General features: G+C 69.9%; 21 protein-coding genes. 8 read left to right on the forward strand and 13 right to left on the reverse strand.

Going from position 1 to position 22,146, the window contains the following annotated elements:
* Window positions 1-5: 5 nt before the first annotated feature.
* The 9 genes from ABZ815_RS46740 to ABZ815_RS46780 all read right to left on the reverse strand — a co-directional run bounded on the left by ABZ815_RS46740 (window position 6) and on the right by ABZ815_RS46780 (window position 9,895).
* Window positions 6-2,858, reverse strand: a complete 2,853-nt coding sequence (locus tag ABZ815_RS46740; protein WP_357708313.1) for a CDP-glycerol glycerophosphotransferase family protein — start codon at window positions 2,856-2,858, stop codon at window positions 6-8.
* Window positions 2,859-2,959: 101 nt separating this feature from the next.
* Entirely contained in the window at window positions 2,960-3,274 is a 315-nt protein-coding gene (locus tag ABZ815_RS46745; RefSeq protein WP_357708314.1) for an MGMT family protein, read from the reverse strand.
* Window positions 3,262-3,621, reverse strand: coding sequence for a hypothetical protein (locus ABZ815_RS46750; protein ID WP_357708315.1), 360 nt, complete (start codon window positions 3,619-3,621; stop codon window positions 3,262-3,264). Before ABZ815_RS46750 ends, ABZ815_RS46745 begins: the two co-directional genes overlap by 13 nt.
* Window positions 3,622-3,677: 56 nt before the next feature.
* Complete coding sequence (locus tag ABZ815_RS46755; protein ID WP_357708316.1) at window positions 3,678-4,847, reverse strand: S8 family serine peptidase; 1,170 nt, start codon at window positions 4,845-4,847, stop codon at window positions 3,678-3,680.
* A complete protein-coding gene (locus ABZ815_RS46760; RefSeq protein ID WP_357708317.1) occupies window positions 4,823-5,623 on the reverse strand; it encodes a hypothetical protein in 801 nt (266 codons plus the stop codon). Before ABZ815_RS46760 ends, ABZ815_RS46755 begins: the two co-directional genes overlap by 25 nt.
* A 158-nt stretch (window positions 5,624-5,781) precedes the next feature.
* Window positions 5,782-7,002, reverse strand: a complete 1,221-nt coding sequence (locus ABZ815_RS46765; RefSeq protein ID WP_357708319.1) for a S8 family serine peptidase — start codon at window positions 7,000-7,002, stop codon at window positions 5,782-5,784.
* A complete protein-coding gene (locus tag ABZ815_RS46770; RefSeq protein WP_357708320.1) occupies window positions 6,996-7,718 on the reverse strand; it encodes a hypothetical protein in 723 nt (240 codons plus the stop codon). The genes ABZ815_RS46765 and ABZ815_RS46770 overlap by 7 nt, the downstream gene beginning before the upstream one ends.
* A 46-nt stretch (window positions 7,719-7,764) precedes the next feature.
* Window positions 7,765-8,946, reverse strand: a complete 1,182-nt coding sequence (gene moeZ / locus ABZ815_RS46775) for an adenylyltransferase/sulfurtransferase MoeZ (protein ID WP_357708321.1) — start codon at window positions 8,944-8,946, stop codon at window positions 7,765-7,767.
* Between the two features lie 43 nt (window positions 8,947-8,989).
* Window positions 8,990-9,895, reverse strand: coding sequence for an alpha/beta hydrolase (locus ABZ815_RS46780; protein ID WP_357708322.1), 906 nt, complete (start codon window positions 9,893-9,895; stop codon window positions 8,990-8,992).
* A gap of 776 nt (window positions 9,896-10,671) precedes the next feature.
* On the opposite strand from ABZ815_RS46780, the gene ABZ815_RS46785 reads away from it, so the two are divergent.
* Both ABZ815_RS46785 and ABZ815_RS46790 read left to right on the forward strand, forming a co-directional pair.
* Window positions 10,672-11,061 carry a hypothetical protein gene (locus ABZ815_RS46785; RefSeq protein ID WP_357708323.1) on the forward strand — a complete coding sequence of 130 codons (390 nt, stop codon included), beginning with the start codon at window positions 10,672-10,674 and terminating at the stop codon, window positions 11,059-11,061.
* A 446-nt stretch (window positions 11,062-11,507) separates the two neighbouring features.
* Entirely contained in the window at window positions 11,508-11,918 is a 411-nt protein-coding gene (locus tag ABZ815_RS46790; RefSeq protein ID WP_357708324.1) for a hypothetical protein, read from the forward strand.
* A 360-nt stretch (window positions 11,919-12,278) separates the two neighbouring features.
* On the opposite strand, the gene ABZ815_RS46795 is transcribed toward ABZ815_RS46790, so the two are convergent.
* The 3 genes from ABZ815_RS46795 to ABZ815_RS46805 form a co-directional block, all read right to left on the reverse strand.
* The gene (locus ABZ815_RS46795; protein WP_357708325.1) at window positions 12,279-12,605 is read right to left on the reverse strand and encodes a hypothetical protein; all 327 of its coding nucleotides are present in this window, start codon (window positions 12,603-12,605) and stop codon (window positions 12,279-12,281) included.
* Window positions 12,606-12,974: 369 nt separating this feature from the next.
* Complete coding sequence (locus tag ABZ815_RS46800) at window positions 12,975-13,352, reverse strand: hypothetical protein (protein ID WP_357708327.1); 378 nt, start codon at window positions 13,350-13,352, stop codon at window positions 12,975-12,977.
* Window positions 13,353-14,637: 1,285 nt separating this feature from the next.
* Window positions 14,638-15,573 carry a Ku protein gene (locus ABZ815_RS46805; RefSeq protein WP_357708328.1) on the reverse strand — a complete coding sequence of 312 codons (936 nt, stop codon included), beginning with the start codon at window positions 15,571-15,573 and terminating at the stop codon, window positions 14,638-14,640.
* 81 nt (window positions 15,574-15,654) lie between these two features.
* Here ABZ815_RS46805 and ligD (ABZ815_RS46810) point away from each other — a divergent pair, with 81 nt between their 5' ends.
* The 5 genes from ligD (ABZ815_RS46810) (at window position 15,655) to ABZ815_RS46830 (ending at window position 18,715) form a co-directional block, all read left to right on the forward strand.
* Window positions 15,655-16,536 (forward strand): non-homologous end-joining DNA ligase, encoded by an 882-nt coding sequence (ligD, locus tag ABZ815_RS46810; protein ID WP_357708330.1) that lies wholly within the window; start codon window positions 15,655-15,657, stop codon window positions 16,534-16,536.
* Entirely contained in the window at window positions 16,533-17,408 is an 876-nt protein-coding gene (ligD, locus tag ABZ815_RS46815) for a non-homologous end-joining DNA ligase (RefSeq protein WP_357708332.1), read from the forward strand. The genes ligD (ABZ815_RS46810) and ligD (ABZ815_RS46815) overlap by 4 nt, the downstream gene beginning before the upstream one ends.
* A 33-nt stretch (window positions 17,409-17,441) precedes the next feature.
* Window positions 17,442-17,663 carry a hypothetical protein gene (locus tag ABZ815_RS46820; RefSeq protein WP_357708333.1) on the forward strand — a complete coding sequence of 74 codons (222 nt, stop codon included), beginning with the start codon at window positions 17,442-17,444 and terminating at the stop codon, window positions 17,661-17,663.
* Window positions 17,664-17,772: 109 nt separating this feature from the next.
* Window positions 17,773-18,393 (forward strand): TetR/AcrR family transcriptional regulator, encoded by a 621-nt coding sequence (locus ABZ815_RS46825; RefSeq protein WP_352319259.1) that lies wholly within the window; start codon window positions 17,773-17,775, stop codon window positions 18,391-18,393.
* A gap of 91 nt (window positions 18,394-18,484) precedes the next feature.
* Window positions 18,485-18,715: a DUF3107 domain-containing protein gene (locus ABZ815_RS46830; RefSeq protein WP_357708335.1), complete on the forward strand. Its 231-nt coding sequence runs from the start codon at window positions 18,485-18,487 to the stop codon at window positions 18,713-18,715.
* A gap of 554 nt (window positions 18,716-19,269) precedes the next feature.
* On the opposite strand, the gene ABZ815_RS46835 is transcribed toward ABZ815_RS46830, so the two are convergent.
* Complete coding sequence (locus ABZ815_RS46835; protein WP_357708336.1) at window positions 19,270-19,923, reverse strand: ferritin-like fold-containing protein; 654 nt, start codon at window positions 19,921-19,923, stop codon at window positions 19,270-19,272.
* A gap of 349 nt (window positions 19,924-20,272) precedes the next feature.
* Here ABZ815_RS46835 and ABZ815_RS46840 point away from each other — a divergent pair, with 349 nt between their 5' ends.
* On the forward strand, window positions 20,273-22,111 hold the full coding sequence (locus ABZ815_RS46840; protein WP_357708337.1) for a DEAD/DEAH box helicase: 1,839 nt from the start codon (window positions 20,273-20,275) through the stop codon (window positions 22,109-22,111).
* The last annotated feature ends 35 nt before the right edge of the window (window positions 22,112-22,146 follow it).

A 22,146-nucleotide genomic window follows, 5' to 3' on the forward strand; every position in this document is an offset into this window, starting at 1 on the left:
CGCCCTCAGGAGAACAGGTGGTCGACCACGCGGGCCGTCGCCTTGCCGTCGTCCTTGGGCGCGAACGTGGCCCGGAAGGCGTCGTAGCGGTCGGCGTGCGCGGCGGCCACCTCGTCGATGGAGCGCAGCGCGTCGATCACCTCGGCCGACGTCGGCAGCACCGGGCCGGGCGCCTGTTCGGGCAGGTCGAGGTAGAGCCCCCGCTTGGAGGAGTACTTCGCCAGGTCGTAGCCGTAGAAGACGATCGGCCGGCCGGTGGCGGCGAAGTCGAACATGACCGAGGAGTAGTCGGTCACGAGGACGTCGGTCACCAGCAGCAGATCCGCCATGTCCGGATAAGTCGTGACGTCGTGAGCGATGTCGGGGACGGCGGGCATGGCCTGCATCGGGTGGGCGCGTACCAGGATCTCGTGGTCGGCGCCCAGGGCCTCGCGGGCCTTGGCCAGGTCGAGCTTGACCATGGCGTTCTTGCGGTCGTAGTCGCGCCAGGTCGGCGCGTAGAGCACCACCCGCTTGCCCTCGACCAGCCCGAGCCGCTCGCGGACGGCGGCGGCCCTGGCCTCGCGCTCGGGCGAGTTGAGCACGTCGTTCCTGGGCAGGCCGCTCTCGAGGATCTCGCCCTTGTAGCCGAAGGCCCTGCGCAGCACGGTGGTGGCCCACGGCGACTGCGACAGCAGCACGTCCCAGCCGCGCACCTCGGCCGCCTGCCGGTGCCAGATCGGCGGCCGGGGGTCGCGGGCCATGTGCGGCTGGTCGTTGCCGATGCGCTTGGCCGGGGTGCCGTGCCAGGTCTGCAGCACGACCTGGTCCTCGCGGGCGCGGAACCAGGCGGGCAGGAACGAGTTGGTGACGATGTGGCTGGAGCGGGCCAGCGCGGCGTGGTGCTCGCGGCTGCCCGCCCGCACGGCCCGCGCGCCGCCCGGCGGCACGAACGCGGCGTCCTTGACGATCCAGATGTGCTCGCGGTCGTCGCCCCTGCGCAGCCGCTCCTCGTAGATGGCGCGCACGCTGTCGGCGTAGAGCCGGCCGTCGTTGACGACGTAGACGGTCGCGTCGTGCAGCGGCTCGGTGCGCTGGGCCGGGTAGAAGACGCGGCGCAGCACGTGGGTGCCGGCCACGCCCCGCTCGTCGTTGGGACGCTCCTCCTCGACCGTGATCACCGGCACGTCGAACCGGGTGGAGATCATCCGGTACGCCCGGCCGTCGGCCGTACGCGGCTCCTCGTCGAGCCCCGGCAGGGCGGCGTGGTCCATCCGGAACGGCACGATCTCGCCCGACGGGTGCCGGAAGGACATGTTCCAGCTACCCGCCGCCAGTGGCACGGACTCGCCGAAGCGGTCCATGGACGAGGGCGTCACGCGTACGGAGAAGTCGTCGCCCGACCGCTCCATGGGCAGCGAGTACATCAGCCCCGACCGGTGGCGCAGCGTCAGCACCCGGGGGCCGGGCGCGTCGGGGTAGTTGCCGCGCAGGACCAGCGTGGAGCCCTCCCAGACCGCGGAGGTGATCACGGGCCGGATGCGGTGGGCGGAGACCACGACACGATCGCGCCGGTCGCCGAGCACGGTGATCTCCCGGTCGCCCACCGGGGTGCGCGTCTCGACCAGGTCGGCGAGCATGACGGAGGCCGCCGGATCGCCCTTGGGCTCGACCCAGAGACGCCGCCCGTCCTTCTCCTGGAGCAGCGCGGGCACGGCCAGCCCGATCAGCACCTCGGTGCCGCCGCCGGACGGCGTGAAGTCGGCCGCGATGCGGTGGCCGCCCAGCCTGGCGTGGCCCTTGGTCACGCTGCGGCCGGGCAGGAAGATCTTGAGTTCGAGGCGTTCGTCCTGGACGGACACGCCGGTGAGCTCGGCCCTGTTGGGCTGGAGCACGACCTGGAGCGCGCGGTCGGACGTCCAGACCGGACGGACCCACCAGCCGGGCCGCAGCTTGAGCCCCGCCGGGCGCTCGGGCCTGCCGATGGCCGAGCCGCGCAGCAGGCCGATCGCCCGCGCGCCACGGCTCCAGAAGACGATCTCGGCCCGCCAGGTCGTCGCGTCGGGCACCCCCGGACGGTGGCGCAACCGCCGCCGCACCGCGTGCACCATGCCGCGCACGGCCCCGCGCCAGCGCAGCGGCCAGGGGCTCAGCTCGGCGGTGAAGCCGGACCAGTCGTAGTTGCAGCCGGGCTCGCGGGCCCCGTGGGTGGCCTCGGGCGCGAGCACCCGCCTGGTCCGCATGCGGATCGGCGGCAGCCAGCGCGGCCCGCGCAGCACCACGGTCGCCCAGTTGAACCTGCGGCTCCGGACGGACAGCCCGGCCAGGTAGGCGAAACCGGTGACGCGCAGTTTGCCGTCGACCCACACGATGTCGTCGATGTGGGTCACCGGCACCATGTCGGCGCGGCGCAGCCGGTAGAGGTCGGGCGGCAGCTCGTCGCGGAGGGGCAGGTCGGCGTACCAGCTCAGGCCCTTGCGGATGCGCTTGGACGGCTCGGCGGCCGCGGTGACGACCTTGACCAGCGTCTCGCCGTCGATCAGCTCGTCGTCGGGACGGTGCTCGATCAGGTGGCAGATGACGCGGCGGGCGACGGGCAGGTCGCGCTTGACCTCCGCGGACACGCCGGCCAGGTAGGGGCGGATCAGGGTGAGCAGCTCGCGGCGCCGCGCCGGGCCGCGCTTGACCGCGAGGTCGATGCGCGACCCCAGGGGCCCGCTGAGCAGCTCGGTGTCGAACGCCGCGTCGCGGCCGCCGGGCCCGGCGGCACGCATGACCGCCTCAAGAGGCTCGCCACGATCGCAGAGATCCTGGACAGCCTTGAGGCGGTCGGCGAGCGTGTCGCCGCTGTGGCGCTGGGCTGTGACGCCGGTGGCCATCGTGGAGGCACCGCCTTTCGGGCCTGTCAGTGTTCAGCCCATGGTAATGGGAGTCACATGTCACAGAATCGCCTCAACAGCGAAACCGCAGGTCAGACCCCTTACTGAAAATCCGCTGAACGCCCGTCCCAGCGGGCCCGCCTCATGTCGACGCGTTCGCCGCGCAGCGGGGTGCCCTCCTCCTGCCAGTGGGCCAGGCATCGTCGCAGGTGGTCGGGGGCGGCGCCGCTGCCGTCGGCGTGCACGACCCGCCACCACGGGACGCCGCCGCCCAAGGTGGACATCACCTTGCCCACCTGGCGGGGGCCGCCCTCGCCCAGGTATTCGGCGATGTCGCCGTAGGCCATGACCTTGCCGGGCGGGATGCGCTCGACCAGGTCGAGCACCCGCTCGGCGAAGGGGTTCAGGGGGTCCATGCGGCCGGGCCCGCGTCGATGATCTCCTCGAACTTGCCGATCTCCATCACCGTCCCGCCGGACAGTACCTCGATCACGCCGTCGCGCAGCGCGTAGACCTCGCCGTCCTCGCCCACCAGGCGGGCGCCGAGTGCGGCCGACAGCCGCAGGAGCTGGGCCACCTGCCAGTCGGAGCCGGGCTCGCCCACGACCTGGCCCTGCCAGCGCGCCACCGCGTGCCGGCCGCCGTCGTGGCCGGCCACGATCTCCTCAGATCCGCGCAGCTCGAAACCGGCCGGCGCGATGGCCTTCGCGAGCTCCGCGAAGGCGAGTGGCGACTCGCGCACCACCCGCAGCTCGTATCCCATGACGCGCGACCATAGCGGATCTTTACCCTCCACGCGGACGAAGTACGAGCGGTTCATCACTCCTTGCGCTGATTGAGAACGATGATCGCCCCGCAGAACGTCACCAGCGCGACCAGGACACCGCCTCCGTACAGCCACAACCGCCACGGATCGGCCCCGGGACGGCTGGGCACCGGGGAGTCCTCGCCCCGGCCGAAATGGTCCTTGCCGGCGGCCGCGACGCTGCGCTGCTGCCCGGCCAGGCGCTCGGCGGCGTTGAGCGCGGCCCCCGCGTCCACCACGCCGAACCCGGTGTTGTCGTCGTAGCCCGCGGCCGGACGGCCCCGCGCGCTGGAGGCCAGCGCCTGGGCCACCTGCTCGGGCGGCAGGGCGGGGTAGCGCGACTTGATCAGCGCGGCCACGCCGGCCACGAGCGCGGCGGCCGAGCTGGTGCCGTCGGACAGCTCGTAGCCGCTGGGCCGCTTGACCACGGGCACCTGCACGCCCGGCGCGCCGACGAGGACCGACAGGTTGTCGCTGCTGAACGTGGCCTTCCTGCCCTGCCTGTCGGTCGCGGCGACGCCGATCACGCCCGAGTAGCCGGCCGGGAAGCTCCAGAACGAGGTGCCCTTCTCCTTGGCGTACGGCGTCTGGCCGTCGTTGCCCACGGCGGCCACCAGCACGACGCCCTTGCTCAGCGCGTACGACACCGCCTCCCGCTCGGACCTGACCGGGCCGTAGGAGCCGATCGACATGCTGACCACCTGGACGCCGTGGTTGGCCGCGTACCGCAGGGCGCGGGCCAGCGAGCTCTCGGGCGACAGGGCGTCCGTGGGCGGGAGCAGGTCGAAGTCCGGCTCGTCGTCGGTGACCAGGGGCAGCGACAGGATGCGCGACTCGGGCGCGACGCCGATCAGCCCGTCGTCGGCGCCGGAACCGGCGATCAGCGCGGCCATGGCCGTGCCGTGCCGCCCCGGGCGCACCTCGCGGGCCACCGCGCCCGGGCTCATGTCGGGCCCGGTCGTCACCCGGTCCTTCAGCTCCTTGATCCCGGTGTCCACCGCGCTGTCCACGACGGCGACCGTGACGCCCTTGCCCTTGGTCACGTTCCACGCCTGCTCGACGTTGAGCGCGTCCAGCACCCATTGCTGCTGGTCCCTGACCGGGGCGGCCGTGGGCCCGAGGAGGACGAGCAGCGTGGCCGTGAGCGCCCGTACGGCGGTCAGCACACGTTCCCCTGGGTGCACGGCGGGACCTTGGGGGGATCCGCCAGGAAGTAGGCGATCTGGTTGCCGACGGACTTGGCCGCCGGCCAGAGCTCACTGTGCAGGATCTCCTCCGGGGGGATGGCGGCCCTGGTGCGCCCGTCGGCGTACCCGGCGGTGGAGAAGACGATGTACGGCCCGGCGCCCACCCAGCCGGTGCGCTGGCGCTGCTCGGTGCCGAAACGTTCGGTCACGGTGCCGGGGAAGGCCACGGGCAGCACGCCCACCCGGTCGTCCTGGCCCAGTTGCTCGCTCGCCGACACCCTGGACTCCTCGTCCTTCAGCACGGCCACGCCGACGGTGATGACGAAGGTGGAGGTCTGGTCGACGTACGTGGCGCGCAGCATCGTGACGCACCCGTGGCTGTCGAGGACCCCGGCGACGGAGGCGTCCACGCCCTTGCCGCACTCGGTCTCGGGGGCGATGCCGACCCGTCTGGCGTACTGCTGGGCGCGGTCGAGCCCGAGGTACTTGACCTCCTCGGGGAAGACGCCCGTGGCCGGCCACGCCTGCCAGCGCCTGGCGATCTCCTCCTGCTTGTACTGGTTCTGCTCGGCCGGGGTCAGCGGGCGCGAGCGCGTCTCGTTGAGCAGGCCGATCGTGCCCAGCAGCACCACGACGGCCGACACGGCCACGATGGCGCCGACCAGCACGACGAAGATGCGCCGAAAGCGCATGCCCTGCTGGAGGGCCGCCAGCTCGGCGCGCTCCTTGGCCGCGGTGCGCGTACGGGAGTTCGCCGCCGGCCAGGCACGCACACGTGACCGGCGGCCGGTCGACGCCCCGAGCGGGTTGCTCCCTCCCGGTGTGGCCTCGCCGGCGCGCGGTAGCCCTGAGGTCGACCTACGTGCCTTCACCACCCTGGCCTCGCTCCCGCGTTCGGTCGGTGTCTATTTCGTCCCCGTTAGGCGGCGGATCATGCGTCGTGTGCGTCGTGGTCGCGTCGTACGCGTCTGACCAGGAAGAATATGACTCCCAGCGACGCGAGCGCCCCGGCCGCGGCCCCGGCGGAGACGGCCGCGTAGATCGTCACGCGGCGGCGGTCCCTGGTGGTGACCTTGATGGGCCCGGCCGGGCCGCCCGCCAGGGGCTTGGCGGGGTCCTGGGCCTGCGGGCCGGTCGCGGTCTCGGTGTGCGTGGCCAGGCGGGCGGCCTCGGCCAGGGCTCCGCGGGCGTTGACGACGCCGAAGCCGGTGCCGGTGTCGTAACCGCCGGGCGGCCGGTCGTCGGCGCTGTCGGCGAGCGCCTGGACGACCAGCGGCGACGACATCTGCGGAAACTTCGCCTTGATGAGGGCGGCCACCCCCGAGACGAGCGCGGTCGCCTGCGAGGTGCCCCGGCCCACCCAGTACTCGTCGCCGGGCCCCGCGCCCATGATGTCCACGCCCGGCGCGGCCACCAGCACCGAGGAGTTCCAATTGGAGAACGTCGCCCGGCGCAGCCGCCGGTCGGTGGCCCCCACCGACACCACGCCGGGGAAGGACGCCGGGTAGGAGTAGGGCGCGAAGTCCCCGCCGGTCTTCCTGTCGCCGTCGTTGCCGGCCGCGGCCACCAGCACGACGCCCCGGGAGATGGCGTACCGGATGGCGGCCCGTTCCTCCTTGGTCGCGAGCTCCTTGGAGATCGACATGTTGATGACGTCCGCGCCCTCGTCGACCGCGTAGCGGATGCCCCTGGCCACGACGTCCTCGAAGCGCTCGGCCGAGTTGAACTCCCTGAACCCCGGCTCCTCGTCCTCCAGGATGACGCGTACCGACAGGATTCCGGCCTCCGGCGCGACGCCGATGACGCCCTGCCTTCCGCCGGGCCCGTGGCCGTGCCCGGCGATCAGCGAGGCCATGTACGTGCCGTGCAGCCGCCGTGGCGCGACCCCCGGCGGGTTCGCGCCCTCGGTGAGGTCGCGGCCCACGGTCACCGAGCCGGCCAGGTCGCGGTGGGCCGGATCGACCCCGGAGTCGAGCACGGCCACGGTGACCCCCGCGCCCTTGCTGGTGCGCCAGGCCGCGGGCAGGTCGAGCGTCTCGATGACCGCCCGCTGGCCGCCGCGCACGTCGTCGTCGGCGAAGGCGGGCAGGACGGCGGGGGTTGCGGAGACCACCACCCCGGCCAGCGCCGTCGCCGCGCCGCGCCTCAGCACCGCCACTCCTCGGCCGCGCAGTCGGGCATCCTGGGGGTGCTCAGGTCGAGCAGCACGCGTTCGGACAGCTCGGTGGCGAAGGCGAAGATGGCCGGTCGTGACTCGCCGGCCGTGCTCGCGGGCCGGCCGTCCACCTGGCCCGCCGTGGTCAGCACCACGTACGGCCCCGCCTGCCGCACCGACCCGGCCTGCCGCATGGACGACGTGAACCGTTCGGCGACCGTGCCCCTGAAGGCCAGCGGCCGCACCCCTGGCACGGGCTTGCCGTTGTCGGCGAACGCGCTCCTGGCCCGGACGGCGCGCGACTCGTCGGGCAGCGCGACCACGCCGACGGTGACGAGCACCCCGCGCAGCGCGTCGATGTAGGTGGCCCGCAGCACGCCTCTGCATCCCGCCTCGCGCAACGTCCTGACCGCCTTCACGTCGAGGGACTCCGCGCCGCAGCCGGTGTGCGGCGAGATGCCGATGCGCTCGGCCCGTTCCTGCCCGCCCTGCTCGGCCGCGTACGGCAGGGCCGCCGGGAAGACGCGCCCGGCGGGCCAGGCGCGCCAGCGTTCGGCGACCTCCCGCGTGGCGGCGGCCCGCAGCTCGGACGCGCTCGGCCCGCGGGTCAGCTCGGTGCCCGCCGCGCTCCCGGCCACCCCGGCGGCCACCGCGCAGACCAGGGTCAGCGCGGAGGACACCACCAGAGTGGGCCAGGGGCGGGCGTGGTTCACGACACCGACCTTAAGCGCCTCGGCGGACGGTTCCCCGGAAAACGCCTCAGTAGCTGGGCAGGCTGGGGTCGACGGTCTTGACCCAGCTCAGCACCCCGCCGCCGACGTGCACCGCGTCGGAGAAGCCCGCGTTCTTGACGATCGCGAGCGCCTCGGCCGAGCGGGCGCCCGACTTGCAGTGGAGCACGATGCGCTTGTCCTGGGGCAGCTTCTCCAGGGCCGAGCCGTTGAGGAACTCGCCCTTGGGGATCAGCGTGGCGCCCGGGATGGAGACGATCTCGTACTCGTTGATCTCGCGGACGTCGACCACGTAGATGTTGTCGCCCTTGTCCATCATGGACTTGAGCTCCTGCGCGGTGATCGTGGAGCCGCTGGCGGCCTGCGCGGCCTCGTCGGAGATCGCGCCGCAGAACGCCTCGTAGTCCTCGAGCAGCTCGGTGACCGTCGGGTTCTTGCCGCACAGCACGCACTCGGGGTCCTTGCGGACCTTGACGTCCCGGTACTTCATCTCCAGGGCGTCGTAGATCATCAGCCGGCCGACCAGCGGGTCGCCGATGCCCGTCAGCAGCTTGATGGCCTCGTTGACCTGGATCGAGCCGATCGACGCGCACAGCACGCCGAGCACGCCGCCCTCGGCGCACGACGGCACCATGCCGGGAGGCGGGGGCTCGGGGTAGAGGCAGCGGTAGCAGGGCCCGTGCTCGGCCCAGAACACGCTGGCCTGACCGTCGAAGCGGTAGATCGAACCCCACACGTACGGCTTGCCGAGCAGCACGGCGGCGTCGTTCACCATGTAGCGGGTGGCGAAGTTGTCCGTGCCGTCGACGATGAGGTCGTAGGCGGAGAAGATCTCCATGACGTTCTCGGTGGTCAGGGTCGCGTTGTGGACGACGACCTCGACCAGCGGGTTGATCTCGCGGACCGACGCCGCGGCGCTCTCGGCCTTCGGCCTGCCCACGTCGGACTGGCCGTGGATGATCTGGCGCTGCAGGTTGGACTCATCGACGACGTCGAAGTCGATGATGCCGAGGGTGCCGACACCCGCCGCCGCCAGGTACATCAGGGCGGGCGAGCCCAGGCCGCCGGCGCCCACGCACAGCACCTTGGCGTTCTTCAGCCGCTTCTGCCCGGCCATCCCGACATCGGGGATGATCAGGTGGCGCGAGTAGCGGCGCACTTCGTCTACGGTCAGCTCTGTGGCCGGCTCGACCAGCGGTGGCAACGACACGTTCTACGCTCCCGTTTCAGGGGGTCACATCTCTAGCTGAAACCTACTCGGCGAGTGGGGCATTCCCCAATCTCGTCTCACCGATCAGACGGCGTGCCTCCGCGGCCACCACTCGCGGCATCTCCATCATCGCCACGTGGCCCGCCGTCGGCAGCAGCACGAGCCTGACCTGCCGGAACGTACGGGCCGCCTTCGCCGCCATGGCCGGGCGCACCAGACGGTCGTGCCGGCCGTGGACGATGAGGGTCGGCGCCTCGACCTTGGCCGCCTGACGCCACAGGGTGTCCTCGCCCCGCCGGAAGTACTCGGCCACGATGCCCCTCGCCGAACCGATCATGGCCTCGCCCGCGTACGGGACGTCGTCGCGCCGGCGCAGCTCCTCGACGGCGTCGGCCAGGCGGACGGGGTGCACGGCGTTCATGTTCGCCCAGACCATGGCGAAGGAGGCGTTGATGCGCTGCTCGGCGGGGAGCAGGCGCAGCTTGCCCGCGACCCACTCGCCCACCCTGGGCACGGCGGCGGCGGCCACGCGGACCGGGCCGTACCTGGGGAGCAGGTCGGGCAGGGCGGGCGAGACCAGCGTGAGCGAGCGGACCAGGTCGGGCCGTGACGCGGCGACCCGTACCGCGACCGCGCCGCCCAGCGAGTTGCCGAACAGGTGGGCCGGGCCGGTGTGCTCCAGCAGCCCGATCACCGCGGCGGCGTGGCCGGCCACGGTGTAGTCACCGTCCTCCGGCGCCGGTGAGAAGCCTGCGCCGGGCAGGTCGAGGGCGTGGCCGGTGACGGTGTCCTTGAGCTCGTCCATGAGGTCGGTCCAGTTGGTGGCCGAGCCCGCCAGCCCGTGGACGAACACCGCCTGCTCGGCGGGGCCGTCTTCGGGGGTGGATCGCACGTACACCGAGCCGATCATGCGTCCCGGCCAGTGAGGGATCGGCTCCGCCGCTGTCATTACGTCCTCCTCGTCGCTCTTCCACGATAACCAGCGCGCTCAGGCGGGCTCTGCATTCCGTGACTATCAGAGCATCGATGGACATACGGGACGCAAGCGGGTGTCGTGCCTCTCCAGCCGCATCGGTGGGCACGTCCGCGCGGGCGGACATGTGGGACCAGCCCCGAAATTTCCGCTCATAGAGATCTAATGGATCTCTTGGCAGCTTAAGTGTGCGGCAAAAGCTGTCTGTCACCGTTTACCGGGGTCAGTACGGGTAAGCATCAGAAGCGGATACAGTGCGCGACTCACCGGACACTCTCCGTCAGCTATCGGAAGGTCGCGGCCACTGGAATTCCATCGGGGAAGCGTCATGGCGTTCCCCGAACGATCCCGACGACAGCATCGTCCCGCTTTTCTCATGTCCGGCGCATCGGTGTGCCGCGGCGAGCATTTTCAGCGAGCCGTCAATACACGCATGGCCGCCGCCTGTCGGCGCGTATGGCCATGCCGTCATTCCATGAGAAAAGCGCGGGCGGTGCTGCCGGAACCCGATGTGATGGGCACTCCGTCATATGTACATAATCGGACATATCATGGCATTTCATTCGATAGAGCTGTAATGCAAGCAATAAGATTGCTAATGCATAGCAAAATAGGGCCACTCCTGTTTGTTGTAGCTCTGTCCCGGAAATGACATTTCACGGATGGCTCATCAGCTAGTCGTTCAAGACCTGTTTCCGGGTCTCTCGGGAACGTCGAGAACGGGGCAACCAATCCTTTAGGGGGAAAACGCAATGCCCAAGCTCAAAAGTGTTATCGCAGGTCTCGCCGTCAGCACCGCGCTGACCGGCGGCGTGGTCAGCCTGGGCGCGACGACCACCGCCAACGCGAGCACCGCCAACAACGTCACCAGCCCGACGACCCTCAGCTGGGGCGATGGGGACGGCCACGGCTGGTGGCACCGTCGCCACCACCGCTGCAACAGGAACCGCCACGGCTGGGGCGGCGGCTGGGGCGGCGGCGGCTGGGGCTGGGGCGGCGGCTGGGGTGGCGGCTGGCGCCGGCACCGCGGCGGCGGCGTCTGCGTCAGGATCTTCAACGAGAACACGAACGACAACGTCGAGACGAGAACCAACAACGAGCTGCGCGAGAACCGCGAGAACCGTTGGAACCGCGAGAACTGATCGCTCGGGGATGGCGCCCGTGATCCATGGATGGTCGCTCTTCACGGCGAAGTGAATTCGACCGGCGAGTACTGGGCTCCCAGGAAGTGACCGCACCCGGACATTGCGGGGCCGCCTGAGATCCCATTCTCTTCTGTCACCGCGGCAATTCCCGGTGAGGGCTCCACTGGCATTCTGCCGGTGGAGCCCTCACTGCGTTTTCCCTCAAATGCGCGCTCCGCCCACCCCCTCGCCCTACCGAGTCCGAAATGTCCGATTATGCACCATGATGCGCCATAGTGTCGGACAAGAGAGGACAATGTCCGTTTGTGGGGTATTCGGTGGGATATATCCCTAACATGGATGTTCGCTAGCGGGCATCCACGCCGCTCCAACAGAAATCCAGAAGGCTCGGATTTCGCGGAGCGACGAGTACGGGGCAATCAATCCTTTTAGGGGGAAACACAATGCCCAAGCTCAAAAGTGTTATCGCAGGGCTCGCCATGGGCACCGCGCTGACCGGCGGTGTGGTCAGCGTAGGCGCGGCGACCACCGCCACCGGGGCCAACGCCGCCAGCGTCACCGGCTCGGCCACCGCGGCCACCCTCGCCGGCTGCTTCCGGGAGACCCGGTGCGGCTGGGGCGGCTGGGGCCGCAGCTGGGGCAACCGCTGGGGTGGCGGCTGCCACCGCCGCTGCGGCGGCGGCTGGGGCTGGGGACGCGGCGGCGGCTGGGGCTGGGGACGCGGTGCCGGCTGGGGCTGGCGTCGTAACAACACCCCCCGGGTCCGCGTCGTCATCCACAACACGAACCACAACAGCAACCACAACAACAACAACGTGCAGCGGCACGACGACCGCGAGCACAACGACAACTAGGCGGGAGGTCTCACCCGGTGAGAGCCCGCTCAGCGAGAGCCTCGCCTGAGAAGTGAGACCACGCCGACACGGAGGAGTGCCCGCATCCGGCCGATCCCGCTCTCGACGGAGAGCGGGGATCACCCCCCGGATGCGGGCACTCACCTTGTCTCCCGCCCTCCCCGCCCTACAGACGCCCCCCCAAGGGCCTGCCCTACAGGAGGCGTCACCCGGTCCCGAGACCGTACGGACAAGAAGGTGAGACGAGTGAGTGCCCGCACTCCCTGCCGAGAGCTCGTTCTCAGGAGGAACGAGGGTTCGGCGGAATGCGGGCACTCAGTTGCGCGATCGTGGTTCGCGCCCCGGATTCAGAGCCTCTGGTCAGCGCCAGTCACGCTCGACGTCGTCGTCAGCGCGAACCTGCTGACGAGCGTCACGCGCGAGCACGTCGTGGTTCCGGTTCCGGTTGACGATGATGATGCGGATCCGAGGGAGCCGGTGGCGACGCCAGTTGTTGCGCCAGCCCCAGCCGCCGCCGCACCAGGAGCGACGGAAGCAGCCGGACAGAGTGGTGGTGGTCGCCGCGGCGGTGACGTTGGTGGCGGCTTCGGCGCTGGTGGCCGTGGTCGCCGCACCGAGGGCGATCATTCCGCCGCTCAGCGCCGTGCTCATGGCGAGGCCTGCGATAACACTTTTGAACTTGGGCATTGCGTTTCCCCCTAATGGTTTGGATGCCCCGTTGATCGACGCTTCCGGATTCCCAGGAAACGACGTGGACGGTATGGCTTGCCTTGCCTGCCATCCATGACCTTGATATATCCCCATGTATGGCCAGCAAACCGCAATTGTCCACTTTTGCCGGTAGGCACAGATTTGCATGGTAAGTCGCGCTGGAAACGCAGGTGAGGGCTTCCCGGCCGATGCCGATGAAGCCCTCACCAGAATTTCCGAAGGGACGGAGAGAACGATTCCTCCAGCGCGCCGGCCGCGATTCAGACCGTTGTCCGAGCCCGGTACCCGGTGGTCGAATTCAGCGCGGCGCCGCCTTCATGAGGACGACGGTTCCCTCCCCGTTCGTCAGCCCCAGTCGTCGCGGTCGTGGTCGTGGTCGCGGTGGCGGATGAGAGGCTTCACGTCCTCCCGCTCCGTCACCCGGTTACGGTTGAAGTTGCGGTTGTGGATGCTGACCTTCACCTTGCCGACGCGGTTGCCGTGGCGGCGCCAGCCCCAGCCGCCACCGCCCCAGTTACCCCAGCCACCGCCGCCGCCCCAGCCCCAGCCGCCGCACCGCGACCTGCGGAAGCAGCCGGCCTGGAAGCTGGTGGACGTGACGACACCGGCGCTGGTGGCGGCGTCGGCACTGGTCATGGTGGTCGCCGCACCCAGCGCGACGACACCGCCGCTCATGGCCGTGCTGACGGCGAGGCCTGCGAGAATACTCTTGAGCTTGGGCATTGCGTTTCCCCCTAAAGGATTGGTTGCCCCGTTCTCAACGCTCCCCGGTTGCCAGGGAACTGCCCTTGGACGACCTGTGATGAGCCATCCGTGAAATGTCATTTCCTGGACGGGGGCATGGCAACACAGAACCGCCGCCTTTTTGCTATGCATTAACAGCCTTATTGCTTGCATTAAACAATTATTGACTGATATGCCATGATATGTCCGAATCTATCATGATCACTGGAGACGGGTCGGCCGAGCGGAGTCTGGGGGGATCCGGAAATCCGACACCCCTCTCCAGCGGCGAGGCCCAGCCGATTCACGGCGGGCAATTGGTGCCACTTATTGCGATATGAAGATAATGTCCGCTTTATGGCTAATGAGAGTTATGTGAGCCCGAGACGCTGTGCCCATCTCCGCATCAACACGCCCGCAAGCCGTAGAACCCGCAGGGCCGCAGAACCCACAGGGCCGCAGAAGCTGCAAGGCCGTAGAACCCGCTGGGTTGTAGAAGCTGCAGGGGCGTAGAAGCTGGGAAGCCGTAGAGCCCGCAGGCCGTAGATGCCAGGGGGCGGTGGGGGCAGCCGAGGTCAGGGGCTCGTCAGCACGTCAGCCCTGGAGCACTCGGACCCCTTCCAGCGGCGCAGGTCGGCGCCGTGCCGGTGGTGGCCGCCTCCTTCGCTGTCGCGATCTCCGTCGCCCTCCGCAACCCCACGGACAGGCGGGCGTCCACCACGGCGCGGGCTGACGCTGCACACGAAGGTGGGAATCGCGCGTGAGGGCAGGATCCTGCGTGAGGACGGGGATCACCATCGGCCCGGCCCTACTCCCCGCCTCCTCTCCCAACCAGGCCGACAGGCACCCTCATCGGCCGGCACCTCAACTGGCGGGTGACCCTCGCCGCCGTCGCCGTGCTCACCGCCACCACCGCCCGGGTTCTATATGCCGCTTCTGACGCCGCACACGTCCTCCGGCCGGTTCGCCTCGGCCGTTGCCGGCTCCCCCAGCGGGCAAGCGCCATGTGTTCGCCGGATGGGCCCCTGCTTGCCAGCCGCTCTGCCCCTCCTAGAGGGTGATCGCCGTCTTCAGCTCCCGACGCCGCCGAGCAGACGACGTCGGCGGGTTCACCCATGAGACGGTGCCGCCCTCACGGAATTGGGCAGCCGGTCACCCCACGCCCTCGCCGACGGGTCTGCCGACCGCGCCGATCCTCACGGTGGTCGGGCGGATGTGCCCACGGTGAGTTGGGGGCGTACTGGCAAGGGGAACGCAGGCGTACTCGCGGTGGGCCGACGGCTGGTCAGGCGGACTTGCGGGCCTTGCGCTTGGGTGGGGCCTTCTCCTCTTCCTTGGCCTCCTTGGCCTCCTTGGCCTCCTTGGCCTCCTTGGCCTCCTTGGCCTCCTTGGCCTCCTTGGAGGACTTGCCGCCCGCCGCCTTCTTCGGTTTGGCCGGTTCCCCGGTCCGCTCCCGCTTCGCCGCCTCGACGCTGGCGCGCAGGGCCGCCATGAGGTCCACCGCCGGCCCCGCCTCTTCCTCCTCAGGCGCCGCCACGACCTCCTTGCCCGCCACCTTCGCCTCGATCACCTGCTGCAACGCCTCGCGGTACGTGTCGTGGTACTCGCTCGGGTCGAAGTCCGACTCCATCGTGGTGATCAGCGACTCGGCCATCTTGAGCTCCTGCGCCCGGACCTCGATGTCCTCCTCCAGGAACTCGAAGTCGGGGGCGCGGATCTCGTCCGGCCACAACATGGTCTCCAGGACGAACACCCCGTCCCGTACGCGCAGGGTGGCCAGCGACTCCCGCTGCCGCAGCGCCACCTTGACCACGGCCACCTGCCCCGAGCTCTCCAGGGCGTTCCGCAACAGCACGTACGGCTTCGCGCCCTGGGCGTCGGGCTCCAGGTAGTACGACTTGGCGAAGTAGATGGGGTCGATCTGCTCGGCCGGGGTGAACTGGAGGACGTCGATCCTGCGCGACGTGCTCAGCGGCAGGTCCTCGAAGTCCTCGTCGGTGAGCACCACCATCTCGCCCGAGGCCAGCTCGTACCCTTTGGCGATGTCCGCGTACGGGACCTCCTCGCCGTCGACGGTGCACACGCGCTTGTAGCGGATCCTGCCACCGTCCTCCCGGTGGACCTGGTGGAAGCTGACGTCTTTCTGCTCGGTCGCCGAGTACAGCTTCACCGGGATGGTGACCAGCCCGAAGGAGATCGCGCCCTTCCAGATGCTGCGCATGGGCACTCCTCAGCAGTAGCGGGCTCACCATATGGGCACATACCCGTCATGGGGCAAGGAATGCCATACCCGGTTGAACCAATGCTGGCCGTACCTGGGGAACTACCCTCCGATCGTGACCGGTACGGCCTGGAGGTCAAGTGGGACGGCATCCGCGCGCTCGTACACCTCACCGACGGACTGAGGGTGACCGGACGGCACGGCGTGGAGTACACCCGGCGATACCCAGAAATTTCGGGGTTCGGGGTTAAGAACGCCGTCATCGACGGCGAAGTCGTGGCCCTGGACCGGCGAGGCAGGCCCAGTTTCGTCCGGCTCCAGCATCGTATGCACCTGACCGATCCCGAACCGGCCGTGCTGGAGCTCTACCCCGTCACGTACATGCCCTTCGACCTGCTCTGCCTGGACGGCAGGCCGCTGTTCGACCTGCCCTACCGCGACCGGCGCGCGCTCCTCGACGAGCTGGACATCGGCGCGCCGCCGTACTTCCCCGGGGACTCCGACCTGCTCACCGCCACGCGGGAGCAGGGCCTTGAGGGCGTGGTGGCCAAGCACCTCGACTCGCCGTACCGGCCGGGCGTGCGCTCGCCGTGGTGGATCAAGGTCAAGCACCTCAGCACGAGGGACGTCGTGATCGGCGGCTGGAAACCCGGCAAGGGCCGCAGGGCGAACGGGATCGGCTCGCTCGTCATGGGCGTCTTCACCGGTGAAGGGCTGACGTACGTCGGCCACGTGGGAACCGGGTTCACCGACGCCATCCTGGACGACCTCCACCAGGCGCTACAACCTCTGGAGATCCCGCGCAGCCCCTTCACGAACGCGGTCCCGTGGGGAAATCGGTGGGTTAGGCCCGATCTCGTCGGGGAGGTGGGCTACACGATGTGGACCGACGAGCTGCGGCTGAGACATCCGGTCTGGCGCGGACTGCGTGCCGACAAGGTCCCCGCGGAGGTGACGTTGTGAAGAAGGTGCCGGTCAGGGTCGACGGGCGCGAGCTGACGCTGAGCAACCTGGACAAGGTGCTCTACCCGGAGATCGGCTTCACCAAGGCCGAGGTCATCGACTACTACAGCCGCGTGGCCCCCGTCCTGCTGCCGCACCTCGCGGGCCGGCCCCTGACCGTCAAGCGTTACCCGAACGGCGTCACCGGACAGTTCTTCTTCGAGAAGAACGCGCCCGAGCACACCCCCGACTGGGTCAGGAAGGTCAACCTGCCCGCCCCCGGCAGCACCAAGAACCGCGGGACCATCGACTTCGCCGTGGTCGAGGACCTGCCGACGCTCGCCTACTACGCCAACCTGGCCGCGCTGGAGCTGCACGTGCCGCAGTGGCGCGTGGACGATGACGGCACGGCGCTGCCGCCCGACACGCTCGTGTTCGACCTGGACCCGGGCGCGCCGGCGACCATCGTGGAGTGCTGCCGTGTGGCGCTCGTGCTGCGCGAGCTGCTGAAGGACGAAGGGCTCACCGCCAGGCCCAAGACCAGCGGCAACAAGGGCATGCAGCTCTACGCCGACTGGGACTGCCGCGAGGAGCCCTCCGCGTACGCCAAGAAGCTGGCCCAGACCCTGGAGAAGGAGCACCCGAAGGAGATCGTCAGCGTCATGGCCAAGAAGGCCAGGCCGGGCAAGGTGTTCATCGACTGGAGCCAGAACAATCCGTCCAAGACCACCGTGGCGCCGTACTCGCTGCGGGCCAGGGAGCGGCCGACGGTCTCGACGCCGCTGCTGTGGAAGGAGGTCGAGGGCTGTGAACACCCCGATGACCTGGTGTTCACCGCGCCTGACGTACTCGCCAGAGTGGAGAAGCACGGCGACCTTTTCGGCCGGGCGTAGTCTGGACCCGTCCACACCAAGAGGGGGACCGAGATGTCGGAAATGGACACCCGCGGGGACGAGAATGTCTACGACGAGGAGGAGGAAGAAGAGGAATTGTCGCCGGAGACGCCCGAGGCCGACGCCGCCGAGCAGCATCGCGAGGTCCGGCAGCAGGCCGGCGGGGCGCGCCGCGAGGTCCCGCTCGACGCCGACCCCGCCGACGCCGCCGACCAGGACCGCGTCGTCGATTATGACGACGACGACTACCGCTGAGCCACGGGCCACCCGCCAGACCGAGCGTGTATGACGATGACCACCGAGGTGTCGACCGGCCGCACGTAGGATGTCGGCACAGTTCGCTGAGAGACCAATGGAGACCCGCGTGACCGCAACCCCGGACGCGAAGCCCCGGGGCACCCGGCTGCCCCGACTGGCCCGACGCCGGCAACTGCTGAGCGCCGCGCAGGAAGTTTTCGTGGAGAACGGCTACCACGCGGCCGCCATGGACGAGATCGCCGATCGGGCCGGTGTCAGCAAGCCGGTGCTCTACCAGCACTTCCCCGGCAAGCTGGAGCTCTACCTCGCGCTGCTCGACCTGCACGTCGACGACATGGTCAACCGGTGCCGCGAGGCCCTGGCCTCCACCCACGAGAACAAGCTGCGGGTGCAGGCCACGTTCAGCGCGTTCTTCGACTTCGTCTCCACGCAGGGAGAGGCGTTCCGGCTCGTCTTCGAGTCCGACCTGCGCAACGTCGCGCCCGTGCGCCAGCGGGTGGAGCGGTCCCTCCAGGAGTGCGCCGAGATGGTCAGCGCGGTCATCCAGGAGGACACCGGCTGCACCAGCGACGAGGCCCACCTGCTCGGCGTCGGCCTGGTCGGCATGGCCGAGGTGAGCGCCCGCTACTGGGTCACCGCGCAGGGCTCGATCCCCAAGGACGCGGCCGAGCAGCTCATGGCGCGGCTCGCCTGGCGGGGGATCAGCGGTTTTCCGCGTACGGCATAACCCGTTCGCTGGGCGCGATCATTCACCGTCTCCGGGCCTCGGAGCGGCGACGATGGGACTGAGCGCTAGCCCAGTCGACTAGGGAGCCACGATGGAAGTCAAGATCGGCGTACGCTCCGTACACCGCGAACTCGTTGTCGAGACCGACCTCTCCGCCGAGCAGGTCGAAGAAGAGATCAGGAACGCGCTGTCGGTCGATCGCGGCGTGTTCGCCATCACCGACGTCAAGGGCCGGCGCGTGGTCGTGCCGGTGGCCTCGTTGGGGTTCATCGAGATCGGTGAGGACGAGTCCAGGCCGGTCGGCTTCGGCGGCACCCTCTAACCCCCACCAGGGGTACGGCCAACCGCCGTACCCCTCACGAGGCCCACGGCACCCCTCACCACGCCCCCCAGGGGACCCATCACCTTTGACGTGAGGGGAGCCGAGGTCAGGGGTGGCCGGGGTGGTCGCGTGGGTCCGTGAGCCGGCAGCCTCGGGCGGGGCGGCGCCGGTCGGCGTCATCCTGTTTCGGCTCGCCCGTCGGACACTCAGCGCTCCCCCTCCGCAACACAGCGCGCGAGGTCCAGCGATTCGGCCCACATCTCGTCAAGGAACTGCCGTAGCGGCGCGAGGCCCTCATGTCTGGCACGTTACATCCCTTTTGTACCCTCGCACCCCTCCACGACCAGACCGGCATCTTCAACATCTGCAAGCCGCATCGAAACGCTCGACGCCCCGGCCCGCGAGCAGCTCCCGCCGGGCGACCAGCTTGAGCATCGTCCGCCCCCCTCGATCCCGTACGGCGGGCGGTCCGGCCACCGAGCACCTCGTCATCGACGTCCACCGTCGGCTCCCTCCTCGGACGCCACAAGCTCTCGTGAAGGTCGATGGGGGAGCTAGATGCCGAGCGCGGCCATCCGCTTGTTGTGCGCCTCCGTCAGGGTCGCGAAGAGGCGTGAGATGTCGGCCGCCTCCCCGCCGGCCGCCTTGGCCGACTCCACGAGCAGCATCGCCAGCTCCGGCCGCGCCGCCGCCACCTGCTGCCCCTGGCTGAGCGCCTCGCCGACGAGCCGCCGGGCCCACAGCGCCAGCCGTCCGCCCGCCGTCGGATCGGCCTCGATCCCCGCCCTGACCCGCTCGACGGCGAACTGCGACCGCGCCTCGTCGACCAGCACCTCGTCCACCAGCTTGCCGATCGACGGTTCCAGGTGCCGGGCGGCCTCGCGGTAGAAGTCGAGCGCGATCCCGTCCCCCACGTACGTCTTGACCAGGGCCTGCAGCCAGTCGGCCGGCCGGGTCTGGGCGTGCCAGGCGTCCAGGGCCGTCACGAAGGGCGTCATCGCCTGCTCCGGATCGGCCCCCAGCTCGGCCAGGCGGTCGCGCAGCAGGCGGAAGTGGGCGTACTCGGCCGCGGCCAGCTCGCTGAGCGCGGCGCGGTCGGCGAGCGAGGGCGCCAGGGTGGTGGCGTCCTCGGTCATCCGGGCGTACGCGCTGAGTTCCGCGTAAGCTAGAACACCGAGCAGGTCGACGACTCCAGGAGACTCCTTCATGGGGGCAGCGTACTTCGCTGAATCTTCGGGAACATAAGCGAGCTCGGCCAGCGTTGTGGTATCGAGTACACTGCTCTGTGAAAGTGCGACCGCACTGTGTTAGTTCGGGGGATTCCCCCGATAACCCCCGATTCCCCGGGTGCGCGGTCGCGATGACGCGAGAGGGCTGGCTCTACCGCGAGGACCCACGTAACGGGGGCTGTTTTCCGCCCGTCGGTCCCGGCAGGCCCGCCTTCATTTGAGACTGAGGCAGGCCACGCTGACGACTTTCCGAGACCTCGGAGTCACACCAGAAATCGCCGATGCCCTCGAGACCGAGGGTATCGTCACACCGTTCCCCATCCAGGAGATGGCGCTACCGCTCGCCCTGAGCGGCCAGGACCTCATCGGCCAGGCGCGCACGGGTACGGGCAAGACCTACGCGTTCGGCATCGCGATGCTCCAGAGCATCGGCAAGCCGCGCAAGAACCGCAAGAAGCCCCGCGGGCTGGTCGTCGTGCCGACCCGTGAGCTGGCCGTCCAGGTCAGCGAAGACCTGGTCACCGCGGCCGGCAAGCTCGGCTCCCGGGTCCTGACCGTCTACGGCGGCCGGGCGTACGAGCCGCAGATCGAGGCGCTCAAGGCCGGGGTCGACGTCATCGTCGGCACCCCGGGCCGTCTGCTCGACCTGGTCAAGCAGAAGCACCTCGACCTCAGCCAGGTCACGTCCCTCGTGCTCGACGAGGCCGACCGGATGATGGACCTGGGCTTCCTGCCCGACATCGAGCGGATCTTCAAGCTGATCCCCGCGGAGCGGCAGACGATGTTGTTCTCGGCCACCATGCCGGGCGAGATCGTCTCGCTGTCCCGCAAATACCTCAACCGTCCCACCCACGTACGCGCGGAGATGGAGAGCGGCGAGGGCGAGGCCACCCCGCAGGTGCGTCAGATCGTCTGGCGCGCCCACCGGATGGACAAGATCGAGATCGTCGCCCGGCTGCTCCAGGCCGAGGGCCGCGGGCTCACCATGGTCTTCTGCGAGACCAAGCGGGCCTGCGACATGGTCGCCGAGCAGCTCGACACGCGTGGTTTCGCGGTCGCGGCCGTCCACGGCGACCTCGGTCAGGGCCAGCGCGAGCAGGCGCTGCGGGCCTTCCGGGCGGGCAAGATCGACGTGCTGGTGGCCACCGACGTGGCGGCCCGCGGCATCGACATCGACGACGTCACCCACGTGGTCAACTACGACTGCCCCTCCGACGACAAGACCTACGTGCACCGCATCGGCCGTACCGGCCGGGCCGGGCGCACGGGCATCTCGGTCACCTTCGTGGAGTGGGAGGAGCTGACCCGCTGGAAGATGATCAACCAGATGCTCGGCCTCGACTTCGCCGAGCCGGAGGAGACCTACTCCACCTCACCGCACGTCTACACCGAGCTGAACATCCCCGCGGGCACCAAGGGCGTCCTGCCGCACGCGAGCCGTTCGCGCGCGGGGCTGTCGGCCGAGCGCATCGAGGACCTCGGTGAGACCGGCCGGGCCCGGACCCGCGGCGGCAACCGCCGTCGCGAGGAGCGGGAAGAGCGCGAGGAGCGCCCGGCCCGCGCCACGCGCCAGCGTCGCCGCACCCGCGGCGGCAGAGAGCTGGCCGAAACCGCACCCGAGACGCCGGAGGTCGAGATCGTGGCCGCCAAGACGGAGGAGACTCCCGCCATCTTCACGCCCGACGAGGTCCAGGCCGCAGAGCCGAAGCGCACGCGCGTCCGCAGCAGGGGGGCCGCGTCGTCGGCCATCGAGCAGGCGCTGACCGAGACGCCGGAGACCCCGGCGAAGCGGACCCGCTCCCGCAGGGCCGACCAGGCCGAGGCCCCCGACACGCGTTCCCGCGAGAAGGCCGCCGAGGCGCCCTCCAGGCGCCGTGCGGCCGAGGCCGCTCCCGAGCCGGTCGCCGAGCCGGTCGTGGAGCCGGTGAGGGCGCCGGTCGTGGAGTCCGTGCCGGAGCCGAGCTTCCTGGCCACGCCTCCGCCGCCGGTCCGCCAGGAGCCGGAGCGGATCATCCCGCCGAGCCCGTTCGCGGTGATCTTCCAGTCGCCCGACCTGGCCACGGACGACGACGACATCGCGCCGTCCGCGGCGACCGAGCGCAAGCAGCAGCGCCGCCAGTCCCGTGGCGGCGGCGGTGGCGGCGGCAACCGCCGCCGCGCCGGCTAGCGACAACATCGAGAAGGCGCGCGTCCCGTTCGCGG

Origin of the sequence: Nonomuraea sp. NPDC047529, assembly GCF_040642995.1 — a bacterium.
Taxonomy (GTDB): Bacteria; Actinomycetota; Actinomycetes; order Streptosporangiales; family Streptosporangiaceae; genus Nonomuraea.

What these genes read in the sequence shown, in the direction of transcription:
- ABZ815_RS46740 (WP_357708313.1), bottom strand. Translation starts at nt 2,858, where the DNA reads ATGGCCACCGGCGTCACAGCCCAGCGCCACAGCGGCGACACGCTCGCC.
- ABZ815_RS46745 (WP_357708314.1), bottom strand. Translation starts at nt 3,274, where the DNA reads ATGGACCCCCTGAACCCCTTCGCCGAGCGGGTGCTCGACCTGGTCGAG.
- ABZ815_RS46750 (WP_357708315.1), bottom strand. Translation starts at nt 3,621, where the DNA reads ATGGGATACGAGCTGCGGGTGGTGCGCGAGTCGCCACTCGCCTTCGCG.
- ABZ815_RS46780 (WP_357708322.1), bottom strand. Translation starts at nt 9,895, where the DNA reads ATGACAGCGGCGGAGCCGATCCCTCACTGGCCGGGACGCATGATCGGC.
- ABZ815_RS46785 (WP_357708323.1), top strand. Translation starts at nt 10,672, where the DNA reads ATGCCCAAGCTCAAAAGTGTTATCGCAGGTCTCGCCGTCAGCACCGCG.
- ABZ815_RS46790 (WP_357708324.1), top strand. Translation starts at nt 11,508, where the DNA reads ATGCCCAAGCTCAAAAGTGTTATCGCAGGGCTCGCCATGGGCACCGCG.
- ABZ815_RS46795 (WP_357708325.1), bottom strand. Translation starts at nt 12,605, where the DNA reads ATGCCCAAGTTCAAAAGTGTTATCGCAGGCCTCGCCATGAGCACGGCG.
- ABZ815_RS46800 (WP_357708327.1), bottom strand. Translation starts at nt 13,352, where the DNA reads ATGCCCAAGCTCAAGAGTATTCTCGCAGGCCTCGCCGTCAGCACGGCC.
- ABZ815_RS46805 (WP_357708328.1), bottom strand. Translation starts at nt 15,573, where the DNA reads ATGCGCAGCATCTGGAAGGGCGCGATCTCCTTCGGGCTGGTCACCATC.
- ligD (WP_357708330.1), top strand. Translation starts at nt 15,655, where the DNA reads ATGCTGGCCGTACCTGGGGAACTACCCTCCGATCGTGACCGGTACGGC.
- ABZ815_RS46820 (WP_357708333.1), top strand. Translation starts at nt 17,442, where the DNA reads ATGTCGGAAATGGACACCCGCGGGGACGAGAATGTCTACGACGAGGAG.
- ABZ815_RS46830 (WP_357708335.1), top strand. Translation starts at nt 18,485, where the DNA reads ATGGAAGTCAAGATCGGCGTACGCTCCGTACACCGCGAACTCGTTGTC.
- ABZ815_RS46835 (WP_357708336.1), bottom strand. Translation starts at nt 19,923, where the DNA reads ATGAAGGAGTCTCCTGGAGTCGTCGACCTGCTCGGTGTTCTAGCTTAC.
- ABZ815_RS46840 (WP_357708337.1), top strand. Translation starts at nt 20,273, where the DNA reads ATGGCGCTACCGCTCGCCCTGAGCGGCCAGGACCTCATCGGCCAGGCG.